Genomic DNA, 24,673 nt, shown 5'->3' with positions numbered 1-24,673 from the left:
TTTTCCTGTATTTTCATATCTTATCACCACAATTAACTATTGAGAAAAAAATCCCTATTTTTTTCAATTTAGTTTCATCACAAAAAAAAGGCAATAGATTTTCTGTTGACAGCAATGACTTAAACATTGTGTAACGTAACTATTACTCATTATGTAGCGGAACAAGGAATTTTCCAAAAATGTCTCTCACAAAACGTTGTTTGGCAGAATTGATCGGCACATTTTGGCTTGTTTTAGGTGGCTGTGGTAGTGCTGTTTTAGCCGCAGCCTACACAGCAGATGCTGCAAAAATCAGCGAGAATACTTCTTTTCCATTGGGTATTGGATTAGTAGGTGTATCTTTGGCATTCGGGCTTACTGTCCTCACAGGGGCTTATGCTTTTGGTCATATTTCTGGTGGTCATTTCAATCCAGCTGTTTCCTTTGGACTGTGGGCAGGTAAGCGCTTTCCGGGATCTGACTTACTACCTTATATCGCCTCTCAAGTAATCGGTGCAGTTGTTGGTGCGGGCATTATCTACCTGATTGCTAGCGGCAAAACTGGATTTACCCTGACTGGCTCCAATCCACTGGCTACCAACGGTTACGGTACTCATTCTCCAGGTGGTTACACACTCTTTGCTTGCTTCATTACTGAAGTTGTAATGACTTTCATGTTTCTGCTGATTATTCTGGGTGTGACTGATAGCCGTGTTCCTAAAGGATTTGCACCGCTGGCAATTGGTTTTGGACTCACTTTAATTCACCTGATTAGCATTCCTGTAACCAATACCTCGGTTAATCCTGCCCGTAGTACTGGAGTTGCTCTATTTGCAGGTGTACAACTGTTTTCACAAGTCTGGCTGTTCTGGATAGCTCCGATCTTTGGGGCTATTTTAGCAGGATGGTTGTATGTAGCGATCTTTAGTGAATCAACTGTGGATGAACGGCAAAGTATTAAAGAACTAGTCTAACTTTGTTAAAAATCCCCTAACTGAACAAATCAACCAAGCGTTATATCTTCAGTCAGGGGATTGACATAATATTTTTGATATAGCTTGTGTCCTAGAATAATTAGGGCAAGAACAGGGGAGTAATTTATTTAATAATTTGGGATTAAGAATTACCAAAGATTATTCATACTCTGTGGTTTGGGAATTAAATTCAATATCTATTTAAAATATATAATTTGATAATGTCCGACTCTAAATTTACTACTCCTGTTGTTCAAGAATTACTTGACTCAGAATTGTCTGAGCGATCGCCTATTCCTTCTTTACAGAAGAAAATTCTCGCAATCCGCAACAGTCTCCGCCCTGGACAGCAGCAAATGGCTGATTGGCAATCTGGGCCTTTGGCTATTTCAGCCGTTCCTGGTGCAGGCAAATCTACTGGGATGGCGGCGGCAGCAGCGATCGCAATCGCCCGTCAATATGAGCGTTCATCCTCCCGCCGTCAGTTGGTAGTCGTTACTTTTACTCGCTCCGCTGCTGCCAATATTAAAGCGAAGATTCGTAAATTTTTACGAGATGATTTATCTTTACCTCAGACAGGCTTTTTTGTCTATACCCTACATGGTCTAGCGTTGAACATTGCCAACCGTCATTCTGATTTGTCGGGTTTGCAGTTAGAAAATGTCATATTAATTACACCAACCCAAAGTCACCGCTTTATCAGAACTGCTGTAGAACAATGGATTACAAATAATCCAGATGTATATTTGCGGTTATTGGAAGGTCATCAATTTGATGGAGAAGAGACAGAAAGGTTGCGTCGTCAATCGGTGCTGCGAACAGAAGTATTACCGGAATTGGCTAATACAGTAATTCATGAAGCAAAAAGTTCTGGGATATCGCCAGAATTGTTGCGGGAGTGGAGTAAACAAACCACAGACGAATATGCAATTTTGAGCGTAGCAGCAGGATTGTACGAGCAATATCAAAACTTGATGCGATCGCGTGATTTTATAGATTACGACGATATGATTTTAGCCGCACTGCGCGTTTTAGAAAACGACAGTGCCCGCCACATTGAGCAAAACCAAATATTCGCCGTCTTTGAAGACGAAGCCCAAGATTCTAGCCCTCTTCAGACGCAGTTATTAGAAATTTTGGCGAGTAATCGGGAATATGAGGGGATGAATACAGACGGGATGAATCGCTTCTCTAAACACTCCCCACTCAATTTAGTCAGAGTTGGCGACCCTAACCAGGCGATTAACTCTACCTTTACTCCAGCCGATCCGATTTATTTCCGGCAATTTTGCGAAGAGTGCGATCGCATCGAACGATTGGCAACGATGGATCGAGCTGGTCGCAGTACTAGAATTATCATTGAAGCTGCTAACTTTACCCTCAAATGGATCAATAATCAGTGGTTAGCAACAACCAAAACCAACAACAAACAACAGACTCCTGACAACCGACAAGTACCGTTTCGCTTGCAGACAATTCATCCTGTGGAAGTTGGCGATCCGCAAGCTAACGCCAACCCCGCACCCGTAGGACAAGGATTAGAACTTTATACACCGCGTGACATTCATCACACCGTTGAATTGTTATCTCAAAGGGTGATTGAGTTATTGGGTGAAGACCCAACAAAAAATAGTGCAGCGATTTTAGTCCGAGAAAATCGTCAAGGACGATGGTTAGCAGAAGCTCTGACACCTCTGTGCAAAGAGCATAAAATTACACTTTACGATGTGGGAGAACGCGATCGCCGTTCCCATGTTCCTCAAGAAATTTTGGCATTATTGCAATTTTGTGATCGCCCTCACTCCCCCGATTACCTCAAAGCTGCCCTAGAAGCATTAGTACAGCGCCAATTAATTCCTACCCAAGACCTCAACGTCCTTGCTAGTCTTCCAGAAGAGTTTTTGTATCCTGGCCCCCTCGCAGCACCCCAGCCAGAAACAGTACAAAAAGCTGCCCGCTTGTGTCGCAGCTTACTCCGCGCTCGTTTAGAACTGCCTCTTTACCAGCTAATTTCCTTTCTCGCCTTGACTTTAAATTATGACCAAGCAGAATTGGCAACTGCTGATAAACTCGCAGAACGGGTAAACCAGCAGATAGCTGGCAATAGTTCGATGGGGGGAATGCTTTCAGCTTTAAGTGAAATAGTTAGTTCCGAACGCTTTGAACCAGTGGAAACCGAAGATTCGGAAGAACGTTATACCCGTCGCGGTCAGCTGACGATTATCACTATGCATAAAGCTAAAGGGCTAGATTGGGACTATGTGTTTCTTCCTTTTCTCCACGAAAACTTGATTCCTGGCAGATTTTGGGTTCCTCCCCAAAGCCAATTTTTAGGCGACTTTACCTTATCAGAAGTAGCACGCGCCCAAATTCGCGCGACTCTCCACGAAGAATCTGTCATACCGGATGTTAGTCAGGCATGGGAGGTGGCAAAAAATTTGAAAACATCTGAAGAGTATCGTTTACTCTATGTTGCCATGACACGAGCAAAGCTTCTGTTATGGATGTCTGCGGCGCAGAAAGCCCCCTTTACTTGGAGTAAACCGGACAATTTACAAGAACAAGCGCCTTGTCCGGTGTTTCCAGCATTAAAACGCCAATTTCCTGAATGTGTGATGAATTTAGGTGCAATGTCAAACAAACTATGATTGCAATTGCAATATTATCTGTTCAATTTTTAACAATCAATACATTACATATATATGAAATCAATCACCCAAACATCTACCATAATTAAAAGCACCTTCCAGTCACCCAGAGGAATTTTCTTGACGCTGGTGTTGACAAGCTTGCTATCTTGTGGATTTGGACTCATTGAAAACAATTCTGCTGGTGCTATTCCTTACCCAGACGGCACTCAAGTATCCCAATCCCAAGCAAACGAGTTACCGAAAGTGATCGCTAATAAGATTTTACGAAATGCGTCCAATAATTCCGGTCTACGTAAACGGGAATTACAGATTACCCAAGTCACATCGAAAACCTTTAGTAATCCCTGTGTGTTCAAATTTGGAGAAGTTTGTACTAGGGAATACAACCCCATTGAAGGCTGGGAAGTAGTTGTCAAAGTCCGCCAAGATTCGTGGACTTACCATGTAGATAAATCTGGAAAGCAAATAATTTTAGATCCCAAAGTGAGTACTTCACAAACATTGCCGAAGGCGATCGCAGATGCAATTTTGAGCGATGCCTCAAGCCGTTCTGGGGTGGGAATTACTGATTTAAAAATTACTCAAACTACACCAAAAACCTTTGGAAATCTTTGCCAATTCAACTTTGGCGAAGTCTGCACCCAGCAGTACGACCCCGTAGAAGGATGGGAAGTGATTGTCAAGGTTAAAGAGCAATCTTGGACTTACCATGTGAATAAATCCACTTCGCAAATAATTTTAGATCCCAAAGCCAACGCCACTGAAAAAAGTTAAATAAATCAATGACTTTGGCTTTTTCCCATATCCTGATTCCGTGCTTTGACCATCAAAGCACGGATATAGTCATTTTTACCATTGGTATAAGCTTCGCGATCGCTCCGAAAACTTGCCGCTAAGTCGCGTTTTAGAGCTTGGTAACGTTTCGCCTCTTCAGGATGCTTTCTCAAATAGTCGCAAAATAACTTACGCTCCCAAAATTCGCTGTCAATCTCGACTATGTGAACATGATGAGTACGTTGCTTTCCGTATGGTGGCATTCCTTTGACAAAAAACATTCGTCCAGGACGCGGGTCTTCATACCAATAAACGTATCCCAAAGATTTTAAAGCCAAAATAGCAGATTTTGCATCTACCAAGGAACGTACTCCCACCATGATGTCAATAACTGGTTTGGCTGACATTCCTGGTACTGCGGTACTACCAATATGTTCAATTTCTACAACTAAGTCATTGCCTAGTGCCTGCCAAATCCGCTCGGCTTCTTCTGTAAACAAAGTCGCCCAACGTGGGTCATATTCAACTATATTGACCTCATCCATAAGTGAAGCTAAGTTTATCTACAGCGATCGCCGTTGGCTAAATCCTTTATTTAATTGCAGTTATAGCAATTTTAATAGTATATAATAATGGATCGTGTCGAATCAAAGCTAGACCATGCCTAAACTAAAGACTCGTAAAGCCGCGGCAAAACGATTCCGTGCCACCGGTAGCGGTAAAATTGTCCGTCGCAAAGCGTTCAAAAGCCACCTTTTAGAACACAAATCTTCTGACAAAAAACGTGGTATGCGTAAGAGTGCGCTTGTACACGAACGCGATGAACTTAACGTGCGCTTGATGCTCCCATATTTGTAAGTATTTTAGGAAATAAGTTATGACTCGGGTAAAACGCGGTAATGTAGCTCGCAAACGCCGCAATAAAATTCTCAAACTAGCTAAAGGTTTTCGCGGTTCCCATTCAACTCTGTTTAGAACTGCCAACCAACAAGTGATGAAGGCACTACGGAGTGCCTACCGCGATCGCAAAAAGAAGAAGCGCGATTTTCGTCGCCTTTGGATCACCCGCATCAACGCTGCTTCCAGGCAACACGGCTTGAGTTACAGCCAGTTGATCGGTAACTTGAAAAAAGCTGATATCCAACTAAATCGCAAGATGTTGGCGCAATTGGCAGTCCTCGATCCAGCTAGTTTCGGCAAAGTTGCTGAATTGGCACTTCAAGCTAAAGGATAAAGGTGGTGAGGGATGTATAACAGATGTAACAGACGGCAAACAATTACTCGGTTACATCTGGTATTATCCGCCACTATCTTTTGGATTTTTTGCTTTTCTCTAGTGGGAACGGGATTAACTGCATCTGCTGCCGAAATGTCAGAAATTCAGCAGCGGGGCTATTTAAATGTTGCCGTTAAAGATAACTTGCGTCCCTTGGGATTTAAAGATGCCAACGGAAATTTGCAAGGCTTAGAAATTGACTTAGCCAAGCATTTGGCAGTTGACTTGGTTGGTAAAGCCGAAGCTGTAAAATTTCAACCTGTAGCGAATCGCGATCGCCTGTCTGTAATTTTAGACAAGAAAGTTGATTTTGCGATCGCTAGAGTCACAGCAACCGAGTCACGCGCCCGCATAGTTAGTTTCAGTGTTCCCTACTATTTGGATGGCACTGTATTAGTTACAAAAGATGCCTCTGTACAGCAGTTGAGCGATTTGTCAAAACAAAAGATTGCCGTACTCAACAACTCCAGTACCATTGCTCAAGTGCGGTACTATCTGCCAAACGCCGAGTTAGTAGGAGTAGATTCCTATAAAGAAGCGCGAGAGAGAATAGAAAATAATACCGCCGTAGCTTTTGCCGCAGATGCTAGTGTTCTCAGCGGTTGGGTGCAACAATATCCTCAATATCGGCTACTGCCAACAAAATTATCAACTGAACCCTTATGTGTAGTAATGCCCAAGGGATTGCAGTACGATGAGTTTAGACGAAATGTGAATCAAGCGATCGCTCGTTATTTAGAAAAAGGTTGGCTCCAGCAACGCTCTCAATATTGGGGTTTACCGTAAATTGGTCATTGGTCATTAGTCATTCGTCATTGGTCATTGGTCATTAACAAATAACCAAGGACAAATGATAAATGACAAATAACAAACTTTATAATATTTGTATTTGCAGTAATGGATAACAGTCTAGCCGTTGTTTATCTCTCAATTTTGGTGGTTATACTCACAATTGCAGCCGTGGGTGTTTTTCGCCAGATTTTCAAAACTCGCAAGGTTGAAGGCTCTTTTGCAAGATTGCGAAAGAAATTAGAGAAAGAAAAGGGTACGACTCAAGAATATTATGAGTTAGGCAGTATTTATTCAGAAAAAAAAATGTACTCTCAAGCGATCGCGCTACTTCAAAAAGCTCTCAAAGCTGCCGAAGAAGAGGGAGAAGAAGATATCGCCCCCATTTACAACGGACTCGGCTATATTTATTTTACCCAAGAGCAATATGACTTAGCAATTCGCCAGTACAAAGAAGCTCTCAAATCTAAACCAGACTACGTGACAGGATTCAATAATCTTGGTCACGCCTACGAGAAGAAAAAATTAACTACTCAGGCGTTACAAGCTTACGAAGAAGCACTCAAATTAGCTCCAAATAACTCTATTGCTAAACGTCGTGCTGAATCTTTACGTCGTTTGGTTTCTGCGTAAAATAATGTTCAGGTAATTAAGCATAATACCCGAAACCCCACCCCGTAATAGCTGTGCTTTAGCGGGGTGGGGTTATTTTATTATAATTAATTTCGCTTTAGCCTCTTAATTTATCGGTTTTCAATCTTAGGTTTGGAAATAGGTAACTATAAGTCTTTTGTAAAAATGTAAAAGATGATTAAGCGGCTAAAGCGTTTTTTATGGCTATCTATTGCGATCATTTCCGTCATTTCTATCTCAATCGGATTAATGGAAACATTGATGGCTCAACAGCCTTCGATTTCCCATCCTCTCACTTCGCTAACTGAGGTAGAAATTAGCACCGCTGTTTCGGTTATCCAAAGAGAAAAAACTTTGAGCGAAATGGCAGCTTTTACACTTATTGCCTTACAAGAACCAGATAAAGAAGAAGTTATAAATTTTACACCTGGTAAAGCTTTTGGGCGAAAAGTTTTTTTAGTAATCTATGAGCGATCGCAAAACAAAACTTTTGAAGGTATCGTTGATTTGAGAAGCAAAACCTTAAGTTCTTGGAAAGAAATACCGTCAGTTCAACCTGCGATCGTTAATTCAGAATATGAACTAGCAACTCAGGTAGTTAAAGCCGATTCCCGATGGCAAAGAGCGATGCAAAGGCGGGGAATTAACGATTTCGATCAAGTTAAAATCAGTTGGTGGGCACCAGGAATTCTCAGCGAACAGGAAGAAGCAACAGGTAATCGTCTTTGTCGCGGCTTATCTTACTACAAAGGCAAAGGCTGGAACTATTACGGTAGTCCGATTGAAGGAGTCTTAGCAACAGTCAATTTGAACACAGGTAAAGTTGCCAGTTTTATTGATAGAGAAAACGTCCCTTTCTCTAAAGAAAATTGGAATTATGATGTCAAGTCCTTGGGCAAATTACTGTCACCACTCAAAGCATTGAAAATCCTCCAACCTGATGGTAGAAGTTTCCAGATCAAAGACAATGAAATTAGCTGGCAAGGTTGGAAGTTTCGCTATTCAATGCATCCTCGTAATGGATTAATGCTGTATCAAGTGACGCATAATGACGGGGAAAATATTCGACCAGTTTTATACCGTGCTAGCCTCTCAGAAATGGTAGTACCTTATGGCGATCCTAAGCCTACTTGGTCATTTAGAAATGCCTTTGATGTTGGAGAATACAACTTAGGTTTACTAGCAAATACGATGGAATTAGGTAAAGAAATTCCCGAAAATGGCTTGTTGCTAAATGCTGTATTTGCTAATGAGCAGGGAGAACCTTATCAAATACCAGGGGTTATCGGTATCTACGAACGCGATAACGGAATGCTGTGGAAACACTATGAGTATAATACTCAGCGTAATGATGTCCGTCGCAGTCGAGAATTAGTGATGAAGATGACGGTAGCCATTGATAACTATGATTACAGCATCAATTGGATCTTTCACCAGGATGGGACTTTGGAAGTCCAAAATGAATTAACGGGTATCGTATTGACGCAGGGAACGGCTGCTCAAAAGCAATCTGATGATGATTCATCTGGTCGGTTAATTGCTAAGAATATCTTTGGAGTAAATCATCAGCACTTTTTCAACTATCGCCTAGATTTCGATGTCGATGGTCAGGCGAATTCTGTGATGGAAATGAATGTGAAAGCTTTGGCGATGGATGAGAAAAATCCTTTAGGAAATGCGATCGCACTTTCAGAAACCTCACTAGCCAAAGAAACTGCTGCGGTGCGTGATTTGGATATGAAAAGCAGTCGGGAGTGGATGATTGTTAATGCAGACAAAAAGAATGCTTTAGGAACTGCACCTGGATATATGCTGATGCCTGGAGGAAATTCTATATTTTTCCCTGTAGAAGGCTCGAAAATCCGCCAACGGGCAGAATTTGCGACTCATCACATCTGGGTAACAAAATATAAACCTACTGAACTTTATGCTGGGGGCGATTATCCCAACCAAACTCAACCTGGACAGGGTTTACCAAAATATATCTCAGACGATGAGTCCTTGCTGGGTGAAGATATCGTACTGTGGTACACAATGGGCGTAACTCATATTCCGCGATCGGAAGATTGGCCGGTAATGCCTGTTCACCAAGTTGGCTTTAAGCTAGTCCCTAGAGGATTCTTTAGCCGGAATCCAGCGATAAATTTACCAGAGTAAAATATTCGTTTTCTAAAGTTTCCTTGGTTCAGTTTTTTCGTAATCTCTAAACCTGTAATATTATGTCCGCTTGATTACTTATTAAACCCGAATCACCCTACCCCGCTAAAGCTACGCTTTGTCTCCCCCCCCCTTACCAAGGCTGGAGGTGGGTTGCAATGGCTGTGGAAATCATAACTAATTATGTGGATATGAGATAACTTGAATGCTGATAAGCTTATCGTAGGTCAAATACTGGCTAGTTTTCATTCATAGGATAGCTCATGAATTTTCCAGAAATTAATATTCCCGGTGATGGAACACTGCACGCTCGTTTAATTACTTCCTTGGGTGAAATTGTAGTTCGTTTGGAAGAAGAGCGAACCCCCAACACCGTCAAAAATTTTGTCGGTCTAGCAACTGGAACAATCGACTGGAAAGACCCTAAAACTGGTCAATCTGGTAAGGGAACTCCAGCTTACGATGGGGTTCGCTTTCACCGGGTCATCCCTGATTTTATGATTCAGTGTGGCGATCCTCTGAGTCGTTATCTAGATACAGCCAATCGATGGGGTACTGGTGGCCCAGGATATCAATTTGAGGATGAGTTTCATCCAGAATTGAGACACACTGGTGCAGGTATCCTGTCGATGGCTAATGCCGGACGCGGTACTAATGGTTCGCAATGGTTCATTACAGAAGCACCAACGCCTCACCTTGACAACAAACACAGTGTTTTTGGTGAAGTTGTCCAAGGTCTAGATATAGTCAACAAGATCGCTAATGTGCCTACGACTAGAGATCGTCCAAATCAAGAAGTGGTGTTACAAAAAGTAGAAATTTTTCGGCAGTAATTAACACCTCGGTTTGTAGTAAGTACTTTAGTGTTTAGAAAATAAGGACTAAAGTCCTTACTACGAACTCGCTTATACCAATTCTGTATGAAGATGCACAGAATATTAAACGAACCGCCAAGTACGCCATCGCGTAGCGTCTCGTTAGAGAAGAGCGCCAAGAATAGCGAGTTACTCATTTAGTGCAGCTTTCACATTAAATTTGGTATTACCCATCAAGATTTTGCAGTCCCATCGCAATCTTACTGTGTTTTTCAATTTGCCCCATCACTTGTTTTGCCCGTTGAATAACTACGGCTGGTAAACCCGCCAATCTTCCCGCTTCAATCCCATAAGACTTATCAGCACCTCCTGGTTGAACTTGGTGCAAAAAGATAATTTGGTCGGGTAATTCTTTCACTGTCACCTGATAGTTAGCCACATTCGGGATAATGCTAGCCAGTTCATTTAACTCGTGGTAATGAGTGGCAAAAATTGTCCGTGACCGAATATCCACTGCTATATATTCTGCCACCGCCCAAGCTATGGAAAGACCATCAAATGTTGCTGTCCCGCGACCAATTTCATCTAATAGTACCAACGACCTAGATGTAGCATGGTTGAGAATATTTGCGGTTTCATTCATCTCCACCATGAAGGTAGATTGACCAGTTGCTAAATCATCTACTGCACCGACACGGGTGAAAATGCGATCGCATATTCCCAATCTGGCAAATCTCGCAGGTACAAAACTACCAATTTGCGCCATTAACTGAATCAATCCCACCTGCCGCAAATAACAACTTTTGCCACTGGCATTTGGTCCAGTGAGAATAATTAAGTCAGGAGCGGCAGAGGAGAAACTCTTCTCCTTCTCCTCTGCGTCCTCTGCGCCTTGGCGGTTCGTTTCCTCTCTTCCCAATTGCGTCGAATTCGGCACAAAGAACCCCGCAGGTAAAGACTGTTCCACTACCGGATGACGACCATCAACAATGTTTATCTCCCTCCCTGGCAATATTTCGGGACGACAGTAACCTTGATGCACCGCCAACTCAGCCAAACCACACAACACATCCGCCGCCGCCACTGCACGAGATAAATTGCGAATTACTTCCGCCTCTTGCGCTACCTCTTCCCGCAACGCCGTAAAAATCTCATATTCCAACTGATTTAAATCATCTCGCGCCGTCAGAATCCGGGCTTCTCGTTCCTTTAAATCTGGAGTGATGTAACGTTCCTCATTAGTCAGAGTCTGCTTGCGGATATAATGAGCGGGTACTTGGTCAGCTTTGGTGCGGGAAATACTGATATAGTAACCAAAGGTTTTGTTAAATCCTACCTTCAGTGTCGAAATTGCTGTCTTAGCTCTTTCATCAACTTCCAAATTGGCAATCCATTGCTGGTCTGCTTCTACAGTCGCCTTTCTTTCATCCAACAGGGGATTTACACTAGGGCGAATTAATCCGCCTTCTTTAATTAGTATGGGTGGCGACTCTACAAGATGTGCGTGTAACTTTTGTGCCAATTCTTCCAACACACTTGGGACTTTCTGCAAAGCTTTGAGAAATGGAGAACGCGTCTCAACTACTAAGTTGGATAATTCCGGTAAACGTGAGAGGGAATCTGCCAAAGCTACTAAATCTCTAGCATTCGCTGTACCAGAACCCGCCCTTCCTGTAAGACGTTCCAAATCATAAATTTGCCTTAACAAATGCCGCAAATCTTGACGCAGGGGCGTATTTTCCATCAATTCTTGGATGGTATCTTGCCGCGCCCGAATACCTTTAATGTCAAGTAGCGGTTGCAACAACCACCGCCGCAAAGCCCGCCCACCCATCGCTGTACTAGTTTTATCTAACGCCCAAAGTAGGGAACCGTGAAAAGTGCCATCCCGGACGGTTTGGGTAATTTCCAAGTTACGGCGGGTTTGATTGTCAACAATTAAGTAATCGGTGACAGTGTAGCTGCGGAGTCTCTGGAGGGTGACAGGGTTTTCTTTTTGAGTATCTTCCAGGTATTCCAGAAGACCGCCGGCCGCACGAACGGCGAGGGGAAGATGATCGCAACCGAGTCCTTCGAGCGATCGCACTTTAAATTTCTGCAATAATCTAGGTCTAGCTTCACCTTGGGAAAAGGGAAGTTGCGATCGCAAACTATAACAAAATGATGGTGGCAAACACTGGGGGAGATGTGGCGAAGTTTCTCCCGGACGCAGCAAACTACCCAAATCGGGCGCATTTGTCGGAACTAACACCTCTGAAGGTTGCAAGCGCATTAATTCTTGGGTCAAATGTTCTAAATCACTACCTTGAGTGGTGAGAAATTCCCCCGTGGAGATGTCTGCATAGGCTAAACCCCAATGATTTGCGGCAATTACTACTGCTGCTAAGTAATTATTGCGACTGGATTTGAGCATTCCTTCTTCCAGCAAAGTGCCGGGTGTAAGAATGCGCGTTACTTCTCGCCGCACCAATCTCCCAGCAGCTTCAGAAGCATCTTCCACTTGGTCGCAAATTACTACTGCGTAGCCTTTTTCTACTAACATCGTCGCGTAGCGTTCCCAAGCGTGATGCGGAACACCAGACATCGCCACCCGTCCCTGTTCCCCAGCTTGCTTACTAGTGAGAACTAATTCCAATTCTTGCGCTAGTTTGACAGCATCTTGGAAATAGCATTCAAAGAAATCTCCTACCCGATACAGCAATACCGCGTGAGGATATTTATCCTTCGTCTCGACATAATGCAAGTACATTTGACTTAGCTTACTGCGATCCACCTGTAGATGGTCAGAAATAAAAGTACTCGCGTCGGGTTTGGTAGATGGAGTTTCAGAGTGAGAGGCGGTCATAGATGCTATCGAGTTACGCACGGAAATTCCACAAAATCCGATGATAACGTGATGTGAAAGTTGAATGGCGATCGCTCAAGGATATTTTACTTTTATGTGAAAAATGTTAATTTTGATACAATGCAAAATTCCCAACTTCTTCATGAAGTCGGGAATCTGAACAACTTAACTCAAACAAAATTATTTCATCTTCTAAATTTAGCAACCCCAAATTAAAGATGGTACATGACTGATACCAATTTGAAAAATGATTACGACAGATGGAAAACTGAAACATTTATCCAATGGATGTTTCACAATCCAAAATCTAAAATCCAAAATGGTATGAGGTTGCAAGTCAAAAAATATTACTCCTCTTCTTCCTCTTCTTCCTCTTCTTCCTCTTCTTCTCCGAACACTGCGTCTATAAGTTCTTGTGCGCGTTCGTCTGAAATATTTAAGGCTTCTTGAAGTTCAGAGATATAATCTTGTTCGTTTTCGGGTACTTCTTCGTCAATCCCTACTACTAAGATAGCTGTGATGTATGCAGCTTCGCGATAACCTCTATTGGGTAAGGATTAGATAGACTGGGCGATTAAATCTTCTGGTTCTTCTTCTTCAATCAAGCTGACGACTTTTTCGGTCAATTCTTCAAAGTCATCTTCAGAGTAATCTTCAAATAAGTCAACCCGACCGAGAAATTCACTCAAAGCATATTCTTCTGTGGAAGAAATACCTTCACCATCAGCCGCAGCGGAAAACAACCCAAGAATTGCGATCGCAACTTCTGGTTCTAGAGCAACTGAACTAACACTACGACCTTTGGGCAACTTGCGTTTAGACATAATTATCCTCTAAAAGTTACGTGATATTTCAGGAAGTAATACCTTATGGTGTATAGTTCTTCCTCGATTTATGATTCCCAAAAGAATGCAGAAATATACATTGGGATGAATCTTTTTTTCATAAAAAATACGCAGAGAGTATATTCATCTGGGTATAAAAACGGTTAAATTATCTTAAGCGATCAAGGTTTTTAGTACTTGTGTATGCTAAATAGCTTAAAGGGATACGGTGTACACATGGCAAATTGAACAACTGTTTACCACTCTCAAAACTGCTGGATTAAATCTCGAAGCTACACAATTAGGGTCGATTGCTGCCATCCAGGGACTAACTGTGTTGGCTTTGTCAGTACTTAAGATTGCTGTAATTTAGACCGTGGGTGGATAAGAGTTGTTAAATTGTATATTGGTATTGGCTGATTAATTTTGTATTTATTATTCCCAGCGATCGCTTCATCTGTTCAATGCGTATTTTTATACTAAAACTGGGTATTACAAATAAGTACTTTTGATCGAATAGGTTTTCAAAGATGATTTTAAGCTTTAGAAATACTAGTGCTGTGTGTGCCGTATTTTTATTAGTCAGTGTCAGCAGTTTTCACAAGTCAGCCATAGCCAATATAAATAACCAGTCCCAATTGATAGCACAGCAGAGTAAAACTCAGTCACACCCAGTTTTTAAATCTATTCTGCCTAAATTAAAGCAAAAAACTCAAATTCGGATTCTTTTACCAAAGTTCATTCCTGAGTCGGATGGGGAAAATCCAATTTACGCAACTATAGAAGCTGCTACGCAAAAAAAGTATGATATTTTACTGGGTTATAGTCCAGACTGTAATGGTGCTTCTGCCTGTCGTTTAGGCGTTGTTTCCGCTGAAGCCATAACCCGCAAAACACCGAGCCTGACGGGGAAACGTGTATCCTTAGCTAAGGGCATTACTGGCTATTTTGTAGATTTTACTTGTGGTGCTGGTTGCTCAGATGCTACCTTGACTTGGAGACAACAGGGTGTGCAATATGTTTTTGGATTAAAAGCAGGCGATCGCACTTCTTTAGTAAAAATGGCAAATTCTGCGATTAATCCCTAGCTCAGGTCATTTGATTGTACTTCCCAACGAAACAGCCGCGGCAATTGAGATACATCTATGGCGTAGTTAACAATCCACATCACCAATTCAAAAATCAATAAATATCGTACCCACTGCAACTCGCTTGTCGAATCCAAAAGTGTCAAACCCTCATACAACTGCCAAAAGCGGTAAGGGAGATATATATAAGGAACCATCACCCAGACGACATTTTGCAACTGCCTAAGCGTTACTCTTTCAGAGATGATTTGCAACCCTAAGACGATATAAATACCAAGCAAGCACAGCTAACACCGTGCGATCGCCCCACCATACACCCCACAATAGCATCACCACTAATGGCGGCACTACTGCTAGCAGTTGCACCGAGCCAAACCAGATTTTATACCAACCGGGAAATGGTAAAGGTAGAGTATAAGGCTTTGCGTTTTTCCATCCCCAGTTCACAACCAGAATGAAAAGTGTGGCAATAAGGAAAAAGAGGAGATTTTCTAGGAACAGATACAGGTTGATGTTTAAGGAAGTCACGTCGCTGCGCTCCGAATTCAAAATTCAAAATTCAAAATTCCCATAAATAAATTTAGTTGCTCTGTATCCTTTTGTTTGTCGCTCATGAGGGTATGATCAAGCTCTGATGTTTATGGCTTCAGTAAATCAATATACTTGTCTCTACAATAAAACATCTACTAAGGAGCTACAAAAAATATTTCAACTTTTGTTTGCTCTATTTTCTTGTACCAAATGAATAATCGATGGTATCAAAGAAATTACTATAATTAATCCAATAATCGGTAACAAATACTTATCTACCTGTTCAGGTGGCAGAGATTTTCCTAAGAAAAACCCTAATAGGGTAATGCCAAATGTCCAAAGAAAGCCACCAATTAAGTTGTAAGACATAAATGTGCGATAATGCATTGCACCAATCCCGGCCACAATGGGCGCGAAAGTCCGTACAATGGGTAAAAAGCGTGCTAAAACAATTGTTTTTTTACCGTGCTGGTGATAGAAGTTTTGAGTTTTCACAAGATGTTTTTTATGAAACAGCCATGAATCTTCCTTATTAAATAGTCTTCTGCCAAATTTATGCCCAGTCACATAGCCAACATTGTCACCTAAGACTGCACAAATAAAAGCACCAATTATTAGAACCCAAATGTTCAATAAATTCTGAGATGCAACAAATCCAGCGGTGAACAATAAGCTATCCCCAGGCAGAAAAAAACCAATTAACAAGCCAGATTCAGCAAATACAATCGCCCAGACCCCAAAATAGCCAAGTGATTTAATCAGTTGTGGCAAATCCAAATGCATAAAACTTCTACTTTTCAACAATAGATCCACAACATCTTAACGTTCAGCAATTTTATTGAATAAAAAGTAATATTAAATTTATGTAAAGTTATTATGTAATCTTGGGAAATATAATGACAGATGACAGGTTTTGGGCTATGAGTGCAAGAGACAAAGATATTTGAAAGTACTAAGAATATTTTGGGGTGCTGCGATGCCTACGGCGAGCTTTGCTAACGCAGCAGAGTTGAAATATCGTGTTAACTTTTTCATAGCTACCCTTAGAGATATGAAAAGTCATCAAATTCCTCCTGGAAGCTTTGGTTTGCCTGTATTAGGTGAAACACTCTCCTTTGTTTTCGACCGCGATTTTGCTAAAAAGCGCTATCGCCAGTATGGGCCCATCTTCAAAACTCATCTTCTTGGCAGACCGACTGTAGTGATGGTCGGGCCAGAAGCATTAGAGTTGGTTTTGTCAAGCCAAATGGAGAATTTTTCTTGGCGTGAGGGATGGCCTGATAATTTTAAGACTTTACTGGGTGAATCACTTTTTCTGCAAGATGGAGAAGAACACCGCAGAAATCGCCGCTTGATGATGCCGGCATTGCATGGCCCAGCATTGGCAAATTATGTCTCCACAATGGAAGATATTACACGTAGTTATCTGCAAAAGTGGGAGAAGCAGCAGGAATTTACTTGGTTTCAAGAATTTAAACAACTGACGTTTGATATTGCTAGTCAATTATTGTTGGGTACGCGTTCTGGCCCTGAATGTGTACGTTTTAGCAAGTTGTTTGCAGCCATGACAAATGGACTGTTTGCGATTAATCCGTTGCCCTTGCCATTTACAACATTTGGTAAAGCTATAGCTGCTCGTAATCAGATTTTAGAGCATCTAACTCAAGTTGTCAGAGAACGTCAGCAAAATCCAACAAAAGATGCTCTGAGTTTATTAGTGCAAGCCCAAGATGAAGAAGGGAACCGGATGAGTGAAAAAGAACTCATCGCTCAGGCGTTATTATTACTATTTGCTGGACATGAAACTACTACTTCGATGCTGACTTGGTTGTGTGTAGAGTTAGCCCGTCATCCAGAAGTATTCGAACAAGCAAGAGTTGAACAATTGCAACTTGCAAGTAAAGGTGACTTGGATTTAGAACAATTGGGGAAAATGCCCTATTTAGAGCAGGTTTTGTGGGAAGTTGAAAGATTGCATCAACCTGTCGGAGGCGGGTTTCGTGGCGTAATTAAAGACTTTGAGTTTAAAGGTTATCACGTTCCTGCTGGTTGGCAATTATACTATTCAATTGGAGTTACTCACCGAATTGAAGAAATTTATTCTGAACCAGACCGGTTTGAGCCAGACCGTTTCAGTCCCCAGCGCCAAGAACATAAAAAGTATCCTTTTAGTTTAGTTGGTTTTGGCGGTGGGCCACGCATCTGTATTGGCCTAGCCTTTGCCAAAATGGAAATGAAGATTGTTGCTGCTCATCTTCTACGCAATTATCATTGGGAGATATTACCCAATCAAAGTTTAGAGGAAGTTGTGGTTCCCACTAATCGCCCGAAAGATGGATTGCGGGTTAGATTTCAACCTCGGTGAAATGTTTTATGATATCCCAAATAAACATACATTTACCTAATGGAGTTTTACAACGCTGGCAAAATGTGAAAGATTTTGTGGGCGGAAGCGTTAACTCTCTAAGTAACTCAGCACAACAAGCTGGTGAGTCTTTGAAGACAACAGCCACTACAACAACTGATAAAGCAATTGATACAGTTACGACAAGTTTAGAACAAACTTGGCAAACTGCTGATAAATTTAAGAGTACAACATCGGCAGCAGTTAAAGATGCAATGGTATCTTCTGCAAGTGATTGGCTGACACAACACCCGATATTTTTTCGGTTAGTTCAAATACTAGCTTGGGGAGCTAATCACCCAATTATTAGTATAGTAATTTTGCTATTTGCACTTGCTCTACTGTGGAGCATCATCAAAGCAATTGTCCGCTTAATTGAAACTGCTAGTTGGTCAATACTCAAAGTTCCATTAAGATTGCTTCAGGCTTTGATGAAAGTTAGTTTTCTATCTTTAATTAAAGTTGGGAGTTTTGCTGTTCAACGAATCACAGGTGCTAAAACAACCGATAACCTACCTACTTTACCACCTGAAAATTTTCAACCAAATAAACAACAACGATTAGCAGAAATTTCTCATCGCTTGGAAGCAATTCAAAAGGAACAAAATGAGCTTTTACAAGAAGCGGCAGACTTGATTGCTACCGACACAATTGATATAGAAATATCAAAAATTAAACAGCTAAAAAGCGCTGAATCACATCTTGGCTAAGTTCGGTGGTGGAACCGGAGGCGACAATACCACCTTTTTGCATGGCGTAATAGTAATCAGCTTGACGGACAAAGTGTAAATGTTGCTCTACTAATAATACCGAAATACCTGTGGTTTCAACGATGCGACGGACTGCGGCTTCAATTTCTAGGATAATTGAGGGTTGAATACCTTCGGTAGGTTCATCTAAGACGAGTAGTTGAGGTTCTCCCATTAAAGCACGGGCGATCGCTAATTGTTGCTGCTGTCCTCCACTTAAATCACCACCCATCCGCGAAAGCATTGTTTTTAACACCGGAAATAAGCTAAAAACTTCCTCTGAAATTTCTGCTTTTTTTACTGGTTTGCGTCTAGCTTCCAACCCCAGCAGTAAATTTTCTTTAACTGTCAACCGAGGTATAATTTCTCGCCCTTGGGGCACATAACCAATTCCCAACTTTGCCCTTTGGTCTGGGGATTTGGAATTGATTAATTCTTCAGCTAAATTAATAGTACCGCTACGGGGTTTGAGTAAACCCATGATAGTTTTGAGTAAGGTCGTTTTTCCGACACCATTGCGTCCAATTAGGCAAACCATTTGCCCCGATGGTACGCTCAAATCTACGTTGCGGAGAATATGGCTTTCGCCGTAATAAACGTTGAGGTTAGAAATTTTTAGCATAAAAGAATTTTTAACTGTTTAGTTTTGACATCAAGTCTCTAACTGGCGATTCCTCTATTAAGAAATAATTAACCGCAGTTCATTAGAAGTCTGGTTAATCCCTTATGATACCTGATTGCAAATGCAACTCAGTAGAAGGTTTATGAAGATTAAGTTTTGAGAAAATTTCTTTGTCATCAAGATTGCATAGCTGTATAGTTATGTAGTGAACAATTTAAATGGTAAAAATAATAATCGTAAAATAACAAATTTTTACCAGCAATTCAATTGGTAGGTTTTTGCATATTTATTTCATCTCGATTAGCAAGAATTTATTCATCAGTCTTTCTTTGTTTTTATTTTTGTGTTGTTTAAGGCAAGATATTTTCAATTTTTGATTCCTCTATTACAACACGGCGGAAATAAACCAATCATTCCAAATCAACGAAACCCTTATGCTGTATTTATTTTTAATTTTTAATTTTTAATTCCGCCTTGCGGTACTAGTCTAGTAAGAATTAGGAGGTAGATTATGCGGATTATGATGATTCAACCCAATTATCATTCTGGTGGTGCAGAAATTGCTGGTAATTGGCCACCTTCTTGGGTTCCTTATGTTGGTGGGGCATTAAAGACGGCTGGCTTGAGCGATATTTGCTTTATTGATGCCATGACTGATGATATTTCAGATGATGCTTTAGCAAAAATGATCGCTAAACATCAGCCGGATGTCGTGTTGGCAACAGCAATCACGCCGATGATTTACCAATCTGAAAAAACCCTGAAGATAGTTAAAGAAGTTTGCCCTCAAGCCAAGACAATTATGGGTGGGGTTCACCCTACCTATATGTACAATGAAGTTCTCAATGAAGCTCCTTGGGTAGATTACATTATTCGCGGAGAAGGAGAAGAGATTACAGTTAATTTGCTGAATGCGATCGCTAATGGTACAGATCGTACAGAGCGCCGCAATATTTTAGGCATTGCCTTCTTAGAAGATGGGCAAGTCATCGCTACACCAGCCCATCCCCCGATCGCTGATTTGGATACCCTTACCCCAGATTGGAGCCTATTAGATTGGAATAAATATATCTATACTCCCCTCAACGTGCGAGTGGCGGTTCCCAACTATGCGAGAGGATGTCCCTTCACCTGCCGTTTCTGTTCCCAGTGGAAATTCTGGCGCAAATACCGTTCTGGCACTCCCAAGAAATTTGTCGATCAAATAGAAATCTTGGTGAAACAGCACAAAGTTGGTTTTTTCATTCTTGCCGATGAGGAACCAACCATTAATAAACCTAAATTTATTGACCTATGTAACGAGTTGATCGAACGCAATCTGGGTGTTTATTGGGGAATCAATACACGGGTAACAGATATATTGCGGGATGAGCAAGAATTACCTCTTTACCGGAAAGCGGGATTGGTTCATGTTTCCTTGGGTACAGAAGCAGCTGCACAGTTGAAGTTGAATTTGTTCCGTAAAGAAACGACTATTGAACAAAACAAGCGGGCAATTCAACTGTTAAAGCAAAACGGCATGGTTGCTGAGGCTCAATTTATTATGGGTTTGGAGAACGAAACCCCAGAGACGATTGAGCAAACCTATCAGATGGCTTTGGATTGGCAAACAGACATGGCTAACTGGAATATGTTTACTCCTTGGCCATTTTCCGAGTTATTTGAAGAATTAGGCGATCGCGTAGAAGTTCGGGATTATTCCCAATATAACTTTGTCACCCCAATAATGAAACCAGATGCAATGGAACGGGAGGATGTTCTCAAAGGAGTACTGCGAAACTATGCCCGTTTTTACCTCCGCAAAACCATTGAGTATTGGTTTGTTAAAGACCCCTTTAAACGCAAGTATCTTTTAGGTTGCTTGAAGGCTTTCGTAAAAACCACTCTCAACAAACGTTTCTACAACCTTAAACGAGTTAAGTACAAAGGTTTACACACCGAAATTGAGCTAGGTTTTGATGAATCGAAGATTTTCACCCGCGAACAAATCACGCAACAAAAGCAAGAACATCCAGAACTGGTGGCGGATATAAATTTTACAGGCAATATTTCTGCCTGCGGCGCACCCAATGATCTGACACAAGTCGAGCAAGAACAAGTTTAATTGTGAATTCTGAATTCTGCTGTATTATCTCACGCCGTGTAAAACTTGATCTCAAACCTAACCCCCAACCCCTTCCCTACAAGGGAAGGGGAGCAAGAATCAAAGCCTCTCAACCTTTCGGGGAGAGGAATGGAAGTGGGGTTCCAAGAATGAGTCGCACATCGCATTATCTCTGCAATAATCGCGATCGCTTAACAAAATGGCTTGCATTAAATAATCGAATGCGAGACGCTAAAACTATCACCTCGCAAACCTTACCGCTTGGCAATCAAAGAGCGCTAATTCTGATTAAACAACCACAAAATTGTTTACGCTGACTGACAAACCAGTAGATAGTTGGGCAAATTTTACCTGAGTAAACCCAGACGCACTGCCATCAAGGTCAAAGAACAGTCCACCTGTAGCACCGTTATAGATAAATCGTTGATTGCTTGTCGTTGCAGATGTTCCGAGGGTAAACTGATTTGTCTTAAGTGAACCTAGCGATAACCCCCCGCCAAAGCCAGCAGCCGATATCTGAATCAGTTCATTAGTCGCGTTGAAGTCATAAATACTGTCAACACCTTTATTGTAAGTATTGAAAACAAAGGTATCTCTATCAGTGCCTCCATAGAGGATGTCATTACCAAAGCCACCTATAAGGGTATCATTCCCACTACCACCATAGATTGTGTTTTTGCCAGAGGCGCTAGAGGCAGAGATATAATCATTGCCCGCGCCACCATCGAGTAAGTTATTACCTTTTGAATTAGTAGCATCCAAGTTATCGTCCCCAGTGCCACCATTAAGAGTGTTTTTTCCAGACGAGCGAGAATCGTATGTGATGGAGGTGTCGCGGGGTGAGTACGGGTCGTTGCTAGGAGTGTATTTGAAGTAGCCAGAAATAGAGAGATAATCATTGCTATCACCCCCAGAGAGCAAATTATCGCCTGTTGAACCGCCAGCACTCAAGGTATCCTTACCTGCACCACCGTTGAGGGTGTTCTTACCAGACGAGCGAGAGTCGTAGTTGCCGTAGTTACTTCCTTCGTAGTAGCCAGAGATGGAGAGATTATCATTGCCATCATCCCCAGAGAGCAAATTATTGCCTGTTGAACCGCTAGCACTTAAGTTATCGTCACCTGCGCCACCGTTGAGGGTGTTCTTACCAGACAACCGAGAGTTGTAATCGTAGTCTGGGTAGCTAAAGCTCCGGTAGCCAGAGATGGAGAGATAATCATTGCCATAGCCTCCAGAAAGCAGATTATTGCCAACAAGGGAGTCATTAGCCGTACCACCAATAAGGGAGTCATTACCCGTACCACCAATGAGGGTATCATTACCCGCACCACCTCGCAGCAAATCGTTTCCACTCAAGCCATCGATTTTGTCATTACCGCCTTGACCATTAACTACATCATTTGAGTCCTCTAACCCCGTAATGTTATTGTTGAGATCATTGAGGAAAGTTACTGTGTTCTTAATGCCCAGGCTAGTATCAGTAGAGTTGGAATCGAGGACATTAAAGCTGTCAGTGATGCTATTTTGCCCATCAAACAGGATATTACCAAGTGCTGGGTTGCCTCCAGAAGCTTTCAGATTCTCCAAGTTTTCTAGTTTGAAGTTTTGCAGAATAACTACGGTATTAGTATTCCCCTCAAAGGTAATTTCTAGATCGTTGCCATTCTGAATCAGCAATAAATTTTGAGCAGTTAATCCTGCACCCTGGAATTTGATGGTATCCACTTCAGCAATAACTGCTGCTGTCGGGTTGGTTCCTTTACCTATGCCACCGAAATCAGTGATTGTATCAGTGCCATCACCCAAGTTGTAAACAAATTTATCCTTGCCACCGCCACCAGTTAAATAATCATTCCCCTGACCACCAATGAGAGTATCATTCCCAGTACTACCTTGTAGTAAATCGTAGCCGTCGGTTCCAATAATATTTGCCATAATTTTTACCTACCTGATTCCATTTTTTCAGTAATTTCAGTTCTCAACCTTGAATTTAGTGCTGTTTTCGGGCACAAAATACTTACCGAAGTTGACGTATACCTTAAGAATTAGGAGCAGTAATATTTATCAAAGATTTACCCTATGAAAAGGCTTTTCAGTAGTACTGATTTTTTCTCAACCTATCTAAGTCGAATGGCACTGTACAAATTAATCAGGGTGTAAATTCAAGTCAATAGTTAACTACTGAGAAATAATGAGATTTTTATACCCTCGTTCTGAGAAATTCTGTGTGCATATCTACCTTGAAAATACAGAATACCTAAATAACCTAACACTAACCATATACTACCGTATTTACTTAGATGTCTTTGCTTAAAAACACATCTAAAGCATATTCTTCACATTAGACTTCTTGCATGAATCCCTTGCCCTCACCCTAAATCCCTCTCCCAAGCTTGGGAGAGGGACTTTAAATTTGGCTCCCCTTCTCCCAAAATTGGGAGAAGGGGTTGGGGGATGTAGCAAGATCCCGCAGGGTGGGCGAATTTTGGATTTGTGCAGTTGTTAATTGAATTCGGGCAGTCGTTTATTGAATTCGGGCAGTTGTTTATTGAATTCGGGTAGCCGTTTATTGAATTCGGGCAGTCGTTTATTGAATTCGGGTAGCCGTTTATTGAATTCGGGCAGTCGTTTATTGAATTCGGGTAGCCGTTTATTGAATTTAGACAACCCCCGGTAATTTACATAAATCCATTCAATATATTTGTCATAAATAAATCAACGCATACTGAATTATGCGGGTGTCAAATAACCCTAAATCTGTTTATCCTAGTGCTGTACAGTTCAGGGTAGAAGTCAGTTTTTATCCTGACGCATTATTAATAACAAGAAAGTGATTTATGTCACGTCCAAAACGCGGGTTTAAAGTAATTGATAAAGCACAGCGTCGGATTGCGGCTTTGAAATCGATCAGTCCTACCTTAGACTTAGGCAATGGGGTAACAATTGACTCTTTTGCAGCCGTCATTCAAAACAACGCAAGACAAGTTGGAAGCTTATAACTCAAGCCTCTCCACCGTGGATATGACTCAGGGAGCCTTAGAAGTTGCCGAAAAGTCGCTGATGGAACTAACAGAACACATGTTACTCAGTGTAGCTGCAAAGTATGGCAAGAATAGCGATGAGTACAAAATGGCGGGGGGCGTTCGTCGAAGCGAACGCAAACGTCCGGTGCGAAAGCCTAAGCAAGAGGCTATTGCTTGACAAAGACGCTGTTCGATGCTCGTAAATGGCTACAGTGTACACACAAGTTATGGAATCACTACCAGTCATTGAATTACCCCTCCCTAACCCTCCCCGTATGTATTGGGGAGGAAACTAGATTTTCCGGTTTCCCTCCAATGCATCGGGAGGATTAAGGGGGGTAATTTGACTTGTGTATACACCGAACCTATCCCACTAATACCGAAATATGGTAATCTACTTCTCGTATGAGAGGGGTGTATCTGTGTATGGCTGGG

General features: G+C 41.7%; 24 protein-coding genes and 1 pseudogene. 17 read left to right on the top strand and 8 right to left on the bottom strand.

Annotated features, from left to right (window positions below; all coding sequences use genetic code 11):
- Positions 1–179: 179 nt before the first annotated feature.
- The 3 genes from aqpZ (at position 180) to HWQ43_RS24725 (ending at position 4,378) form a co-directional block, all read left to right on the top strand.
- Entirely contained in the window at positions 180–953 is a 774-nt protein-coding gene (gene aqpZ, locus HWQ43_RS24735; RefSeq protein WP_292738603.1) for an aquaporin Z, read from the top strand.
- Positions 954–1,174: 221 nt separating this feature from the next.
- Positions 1,175–3,601, top strand: coding sequence for an ATP-dependent helicase (locus tag HWQ43_RS24730; protein ID WP_292738602.1), 2,427 nt, complete (start codon positions 1,175–1,177; stop codon positions 3,599–3,601).
- A gap of 54 nt (positions 3,602–3,655) precedes the next feature.
- The gene (locus HWQ43_RS24725; RefSeq protein ID WP_292738601.1) at positions 3,656–4,378 is read left to right on the top strand and encodes a hypothetical protein; all 723 of its coding nucleotides are present in this window, start codon (positions 3,656–3,658) and stop codon (positions 4,376–4,378) included.
- 5 nt (positions 4,379–4,383) lie between these two features.
- Here HWQ43_RS24725 and HWQ43_RS24720 read toward each other — a convergent pair whose 3' ends face one another.
- Positions 4,384–4,923 carry a GrpB family protein gene (locus HWQ43_RS24720; RefSeq protein WP_292738600.1) on the bottom strand — a complete coding sequence of 180 codons (540 nt, stop codon included), beginning with the start codon at positions 4,921–4,923 and terminating at the stop codon, positions 4,384–4,386.
- Positions 4,924–5,038: 115 nt separating this feature from the next.
- Here HWQ43_RS24720 and rpmI point away from each other — a divergent pair, with 115 nt between their 5' ends.
- The 6 genes from rpmI (at position 5,039) to HWQ43_RS24690 (ending at position 10,066) form a co-directional block, all read left to right on the top strand.
- Positions 5,039–5,236, top strand: coding sequence for a 50S ribosomal protein L35 (rpmI, locus tag HWQ43_RS24715; protein ID WP_094350284.1), 198 nt, complete (start codon positions 5,039–5,041; stop codon positions 5,234–5,236).
- Positions 5,237–5,255: 19 nt separating this feature from the next.
- A complete protein-coding gene (rplT, locus tag HWQ43_RS24710; protein ID WP_289795542.1) occupies positions 5,256–5,612 on the top strand; it encodes a 50S ribosomal protein L20 in 357 nt (118 codons plus the stop codon).
- 12 nt (positions 5,613–5,624) lie between these two features.
- Positions 5,625–6,440 carry a transporter substrate-binding domain-containing protein gene (locus HWQ43_RS24705; RefSeq protein ID WP_292738599.1) on the top strand — a complete coding sequence of 272 codons (816 nt, stop codon included), beginning with the start codon at positions 5,625–5,627 and terminating at the stop codon, positions 6,438–6,440.
- A 111-nt stretch (positions 6,441–6,551) separates the two neighbouring features.
- On the top strand, positions 6,552–7,076 hold the full coding sequence (locus tag HWQ43_RS24700) for a tetratricopeptide repeat protein (protein ID WP_292738598.1): 525 nt from the start codon (positions 6,552–6,554) through the stop codon (positions 7,074–7,076).
- Between the two features lie 174 nt (positions 7,077–7,250).
- The gene (locus tag HWQ43_RS24695; protein ID WP_292738597.1) at positions 7,251–9,233 is read left to right on the top strand and encodes a primary-amine oxidase; all 1,983 of its coding nucleotides are present in this window, start codon (positions 7,251–7,253) and stop codon (positions 9,231–9,233) included.
- 263 nt (positions 9,234–9,496) lie between these two features.
- Positions 9,497–10,066 (top strand): peptidylprolyl isomerase, encoded by a 570-nt coding sequence (locus HWQ43_RS24690; RefSeq protein WP_292738596.1) that lies wholly within the window; start codon positions 9,497–9,499, stop codon positions 10,064–10,066.
- Between the two features lie 208 nt (positions 10,067–10,274).
- Here the strand turns inward: HWQ43_RS24690 and mutS are convergent, their stop codons facing one another.
- On the bottom strand, positions 10,275–12,893 hold the full coding sequence (gene mutS / locus HWQ43_RS24685; RefSeq protein WP_292738650.1) for a DNA mismatch repair protein MutS: 2,619 nt from the start codon (positions 12,891–12,893) through the stop codon (positions 10,275–10,277).
- 557 nt (positions 12,894–13,450) lie between these two features.
- Positions 13,451–13,717 carry a hypothetical protein gene (locus HWQ43_RS24680; protein ID WP_292738595.1) on the bottom strand — a complete coding sequence of 89 codons (267 nt, stop codon included), beginning with the start codon at positions 13,715–13,717 and terminating at the stop codon, positions 13,451–13,453.
- Between the two features lie 229 nt (positions 13,718–13,946).
- Here HWQ43_RS24680 and HWQ43_RS24675 point away from each other — a divergent pair, with 229 nt between their 5' ends.
- Together HWQ43_RS24675 and HWQ43_RS24670 are read left to right on the top strand one after the other, a co-directional pair.
- Positions 13,947–14,090, top strand: a complete 144-nt coding sequence (locus HWQ43_RS24675; RefSeq protein WP_292738656.1) for a hypothetical protein — start codon at positions 13,947–13,949, stop codon at positions 14,088–14,090.
- Between the two features lie 157 nt (positions 14,091–14,247).
- A complete protein-coding gene (locus HWQ43_RS24670) occupies positions 14,248–14,805 on the top strand; it encodes a hypothetical protein (RefSeq protein ID WP_292738594.1) in 558 nt (185 codons plus the stop codon).
- Here the strand turns inward: HWQ43_RS24670 and HWQ43_RS24665 are convergent.
- The 3 genes from HWQ43_RS24665 to HWQ43_RS24655 form a co-directional block, all read right to left on the bottom strand.
- Positions 14,802–15,023 (bottom strand): hypothetical protein, encoded by a 222-nt coding sequence (locus HWQ43_RS24665; RefSeq protein ID WP_292738593.1) that lies wholly within the window; start codon positions 15,021–15,023, stop codon positions 14,802–14,804. The two genes, HWQ43_RS24670 and HWQ43_RS24665, sit on opposite strands and share 4 nt — an antisense overlap.
- Positions 15,024–15,042: 19 nt before the next feature.
- Positions 15,043–15,333, bottom strand: a complete 291-nt coding sequence (locus HWQ43_RS24660; protein ID WP_292738592.1) for a hypothetical protein — start codon at positions 15,331–15,333, stop codon at positions 15,043–15,045.
- 180 nt (positions 15,334–15,513) lie between these two features.
- Positions 15,514–16,119: a VTT domain-containing protein gene (locus HWQ43_RS24655; protein ID WP_292738591.1), complete on the bottom strand. Its 606-nt coding sequence runs from the start codon at positions 16,117–16,119 to the stop codon at positions 15,514–15,516.
- 268 nt (positions 16,120–16,387) lie between these two features.
- On the opposite strand from HWQ43_RS24655, the gene HWQ43_RS24650 reads away from it, so the two are divergent.
- Positions 16,388–17,701, top strand: a complete 1,314-nt coding sequence (locus HWQ43_RS24650) for a cytochrome P450 (protein ID WP_292738648.1) — start codon at positions 16,388–16,390, stop codon at positions 17,699–17,701.
- 8 nt (positions 17,702–17,709) lie between these two features.
- On the top strand, positions 17,710–18,450 hold the full coding sequence (locus tag HWQ43_RS24645; protein ID WP_292738590.1) for a hypothetical protein: 741 nt from the start codon (positions 17,710–17,712) through the stop codon (positions 18,448–18,450).
- Here HWQ43_RS24645 and urtE read toward each other — a convergent pair.
- The gene (urtE, locus tag HWQ43_RS24640) at positions 18,413–19,111 is read right to left on the bottom strand and encodes an urea ABC transporter ATP-binding subunit UrtE (protein WP_099101646.1); all 699 of its coding nucleotides are present in this window, start codon (positions 19,109–19,111) and stop codon (positions 18,413–18,415) included. The genes HWQ43_RS24645 and urtE overlap by 38 nt on opposite strands.
- Before the next feature lie 511 nt (positions 19,112–19,622).
- On the opposite strand from urtE, the gene bchE reads away from it, so the two are divergent.
- Together bchE and HWQ43_RS24630 are read left to right on the top strand one after the other, a co-directional pair.
- Complete coding sequence (bchE, locus tag HWQ43_RS24635; RefSeq protein WP_292738589.1) at positions 19,623–21,215, top strand: magnesium-protoporphyrin IX monomethyl ester anaerobic oxidative cyclase; 1,593 nt, start codon at positions 19,623–19,625, stop codon at positions 21,213–21,215.
- Positions 21,216–21,364: 149 nt separating this feature from the next.
- On the top strand, positions 21,365–21,532 hold the full coding sequence (locus tag HWQ43_RS24630; RefSeq protein WP_292738588.1) for a hypothetical protein: 168 nt from the start codon (positions 21,365–21,367) through the stop codon (positions 21,530–21,532).
- Here HWQ43_RS24630 and HWQ43_RS24625 read toward each other — a convergent pair.
- Positions 21,504–23,144: pseudogene (locus HWQ43_RS24625) on the bottom strand (calcium-binding protein); the annotation flags it as partial. The gene HWQ43_RS24630 and the pseudogene HWQ43_RS24625 overlap by 29 nt on opposite strands.
- 908 nt (positions 23,145–24,052) lie before the next feature.
- Between HWQ43_RS24625 and HWQ43_RS24620 the strand changes: the two are divergent.
- Together HWQ43_RS24620 and HWQ43_RS24615 are read left to right on the top strand one after the other, a co-directional pair.
- Entirely contained in the window at positions 24,053–24,214 is a 162-nt protein-coding gene (locus tag HWQ43_RS24620; protein WP_292738587.1) for a hypothetical protein, read from the top strand.
- Positions 24,201–24,416 carry a hypothetical protein gene (locus HWQ43_RS24615; RefSeq protein ID WP_292738586.1) on the top strand — a complete coding sequence of 72 codons (216 nt, stop codon included), beginning with the start codon at positions 24,201–24,203 and terminating at the stop codon, positions 24,414–24,416. The genes HWQ43_RS24620 and HWQ43_RS24615 overlap by 14 nt, the downstream gene beginning before the upstream one ends.
- Positions 24,417–24,673: the final 257 nt, after the last annotated feature.

Source organism: Nostoc sp. JL31 (assembly GCF_017114965.1).
GTDB classification, from domain to species: domain Bacteria; phylum Cyanobacteriota; class Cyanobacteriia; order Cyanobacteriales; family Nostocaceae; genus Nostoc; species Nostoc punctiforme_A.
The sequence above is the reverse complement of the archived record's forward strand: the minus strand, read 5'-3'. Positions and strand labels throughout refer to the sequence as shown.

Coding starts and splice junctions, on each gene's coding strand:
- aqpZ (WP_292738603.1), top strand. CDS start 180: ATGTCTCTCACAAAACGTTGTTTGGCAGAATTGATCGGCACATTTTGG.
- HWQ43_RS24730 (WP_292738602.1), top strand. CDS start 1,175: ATGTCCGACTCTAAATTTACTACTCCTGTTGTTCAAGAATTACTTGAC.
- HWQ43_RS24725 (WP_292738601.1), top strand. CDS start 3,656: ATGAAATCAATCACCCAAACATCTACCATAATTAAAAGCACCTTCCAG.
- HWQ43_RS24720 (WP_292738600.1), bottom strand. CDS start 4,923: ATGGATGAGGTCAATATAGTTGAATATGACCCACGTTGGGCGACTTTG.
- rpmI (WP_094350284.1), top strand. CDS start 5,039: ATGCCTAAACTAAAGACTCGTAAAGCCGCGGCAAAACGATTCCGTGCC.
- rplT (WP_289795542.1), top strand. CDS start 5,256: ATGACTCGGGTAAAACGCGGTAATGTAGCTCGCAAACGCCGCAATAAA.
- HWQ43_RS24705 (WP_292738599.1), top strand. CDS start 5,625: ATGTATAACAGATGTAACAGACGGCAAACAATTACTCGGTTACATCTG.
- HWQ43_RS24700 (WP_292738598.1), top strand. CDS start 6,552: ATGGATAACAGTCTAGCCGTTGTTTATCTCTCAATTTTGGTGGTTATA.
- HWQ43_RS24695 (WP_292738597.1), top strand. CDS start 7,251: ATGATTAAGCGGCTAAAGCGTTTTTTATGGCTATCTATTGCGATCATT.
- HWQ43_RS24690 (WP_292738596.1), top strand. CDS start 9,497: ATGAATTTTCCAGAAATTAATATTCCCGGTGATGGAACACTGCACGCT.
- mutS (WP_292738650.1), bottom strand. CDS start 12,893: ATGACCGCCTCTCACTCTGAAACTCCATCTACCAAACCCGACGCGAGT.
- HWQ43_RS24680 (WP_292738595.1), bottom strand. CDS start 13,717: ATGTCTAAACGCAAGTTGCCCAAAGGTCGTAGTGTTAGTTCAGTTGCT.
- HWQ43_RS24670 (WP_292738594.1), top strand. CDS start 14,248: ATGATTTTAAGCTTTAGAAATACTAGTGCTGTGTGTGCCGTATTTTTA.
- HWQ43_RS24655 (WP_292738591.1), bottom strand. CDS start 16,119: ATGCATTTGGATTTGCCACAACTGATTAAATCACTTGGCTATTTTGGG.
- HWQ43_RS24650 (WP_292738648.1), top strand. CDS start 16,388: ATGAAAAGTCATCAAATTCCTCCTGGAAGCTTTGGTTTGCCTGTATTA.
- HWQ43_RS24645 (WP_292738590.1), top strand. CDS start 17,710: ATGATATCCCAAATAAACATACATTTACCTAATGGAGTTTTACAACGC.
- urtE (WP_099101646.1), bottom strand. CDS start 19,111: ATGCTAAAAATTTCTAACCTCAACGTTTATTACGGCGAAAGCCATATT.
- bchE (WP_292738589.1), top strand. CDS start 19,623: ATGCGGATTATGATGATTCAACCCAATTATCATTCTGGTGGTGCAGAA.
- HWQ43_RS24630 (WP_292738588.1), top strand. CDS start 21,365: ATGAGTCGCACATCGCATTATCTCTGCAATAATCGCGATCGCTTAACA.
- HWQ43_RS24620 (WP_292738587.1), top strand. CDS start 24,053: ATGTCACGTCCAAAACGCGGGTTTAAAGTAATTGATAAAGCACAGCGT.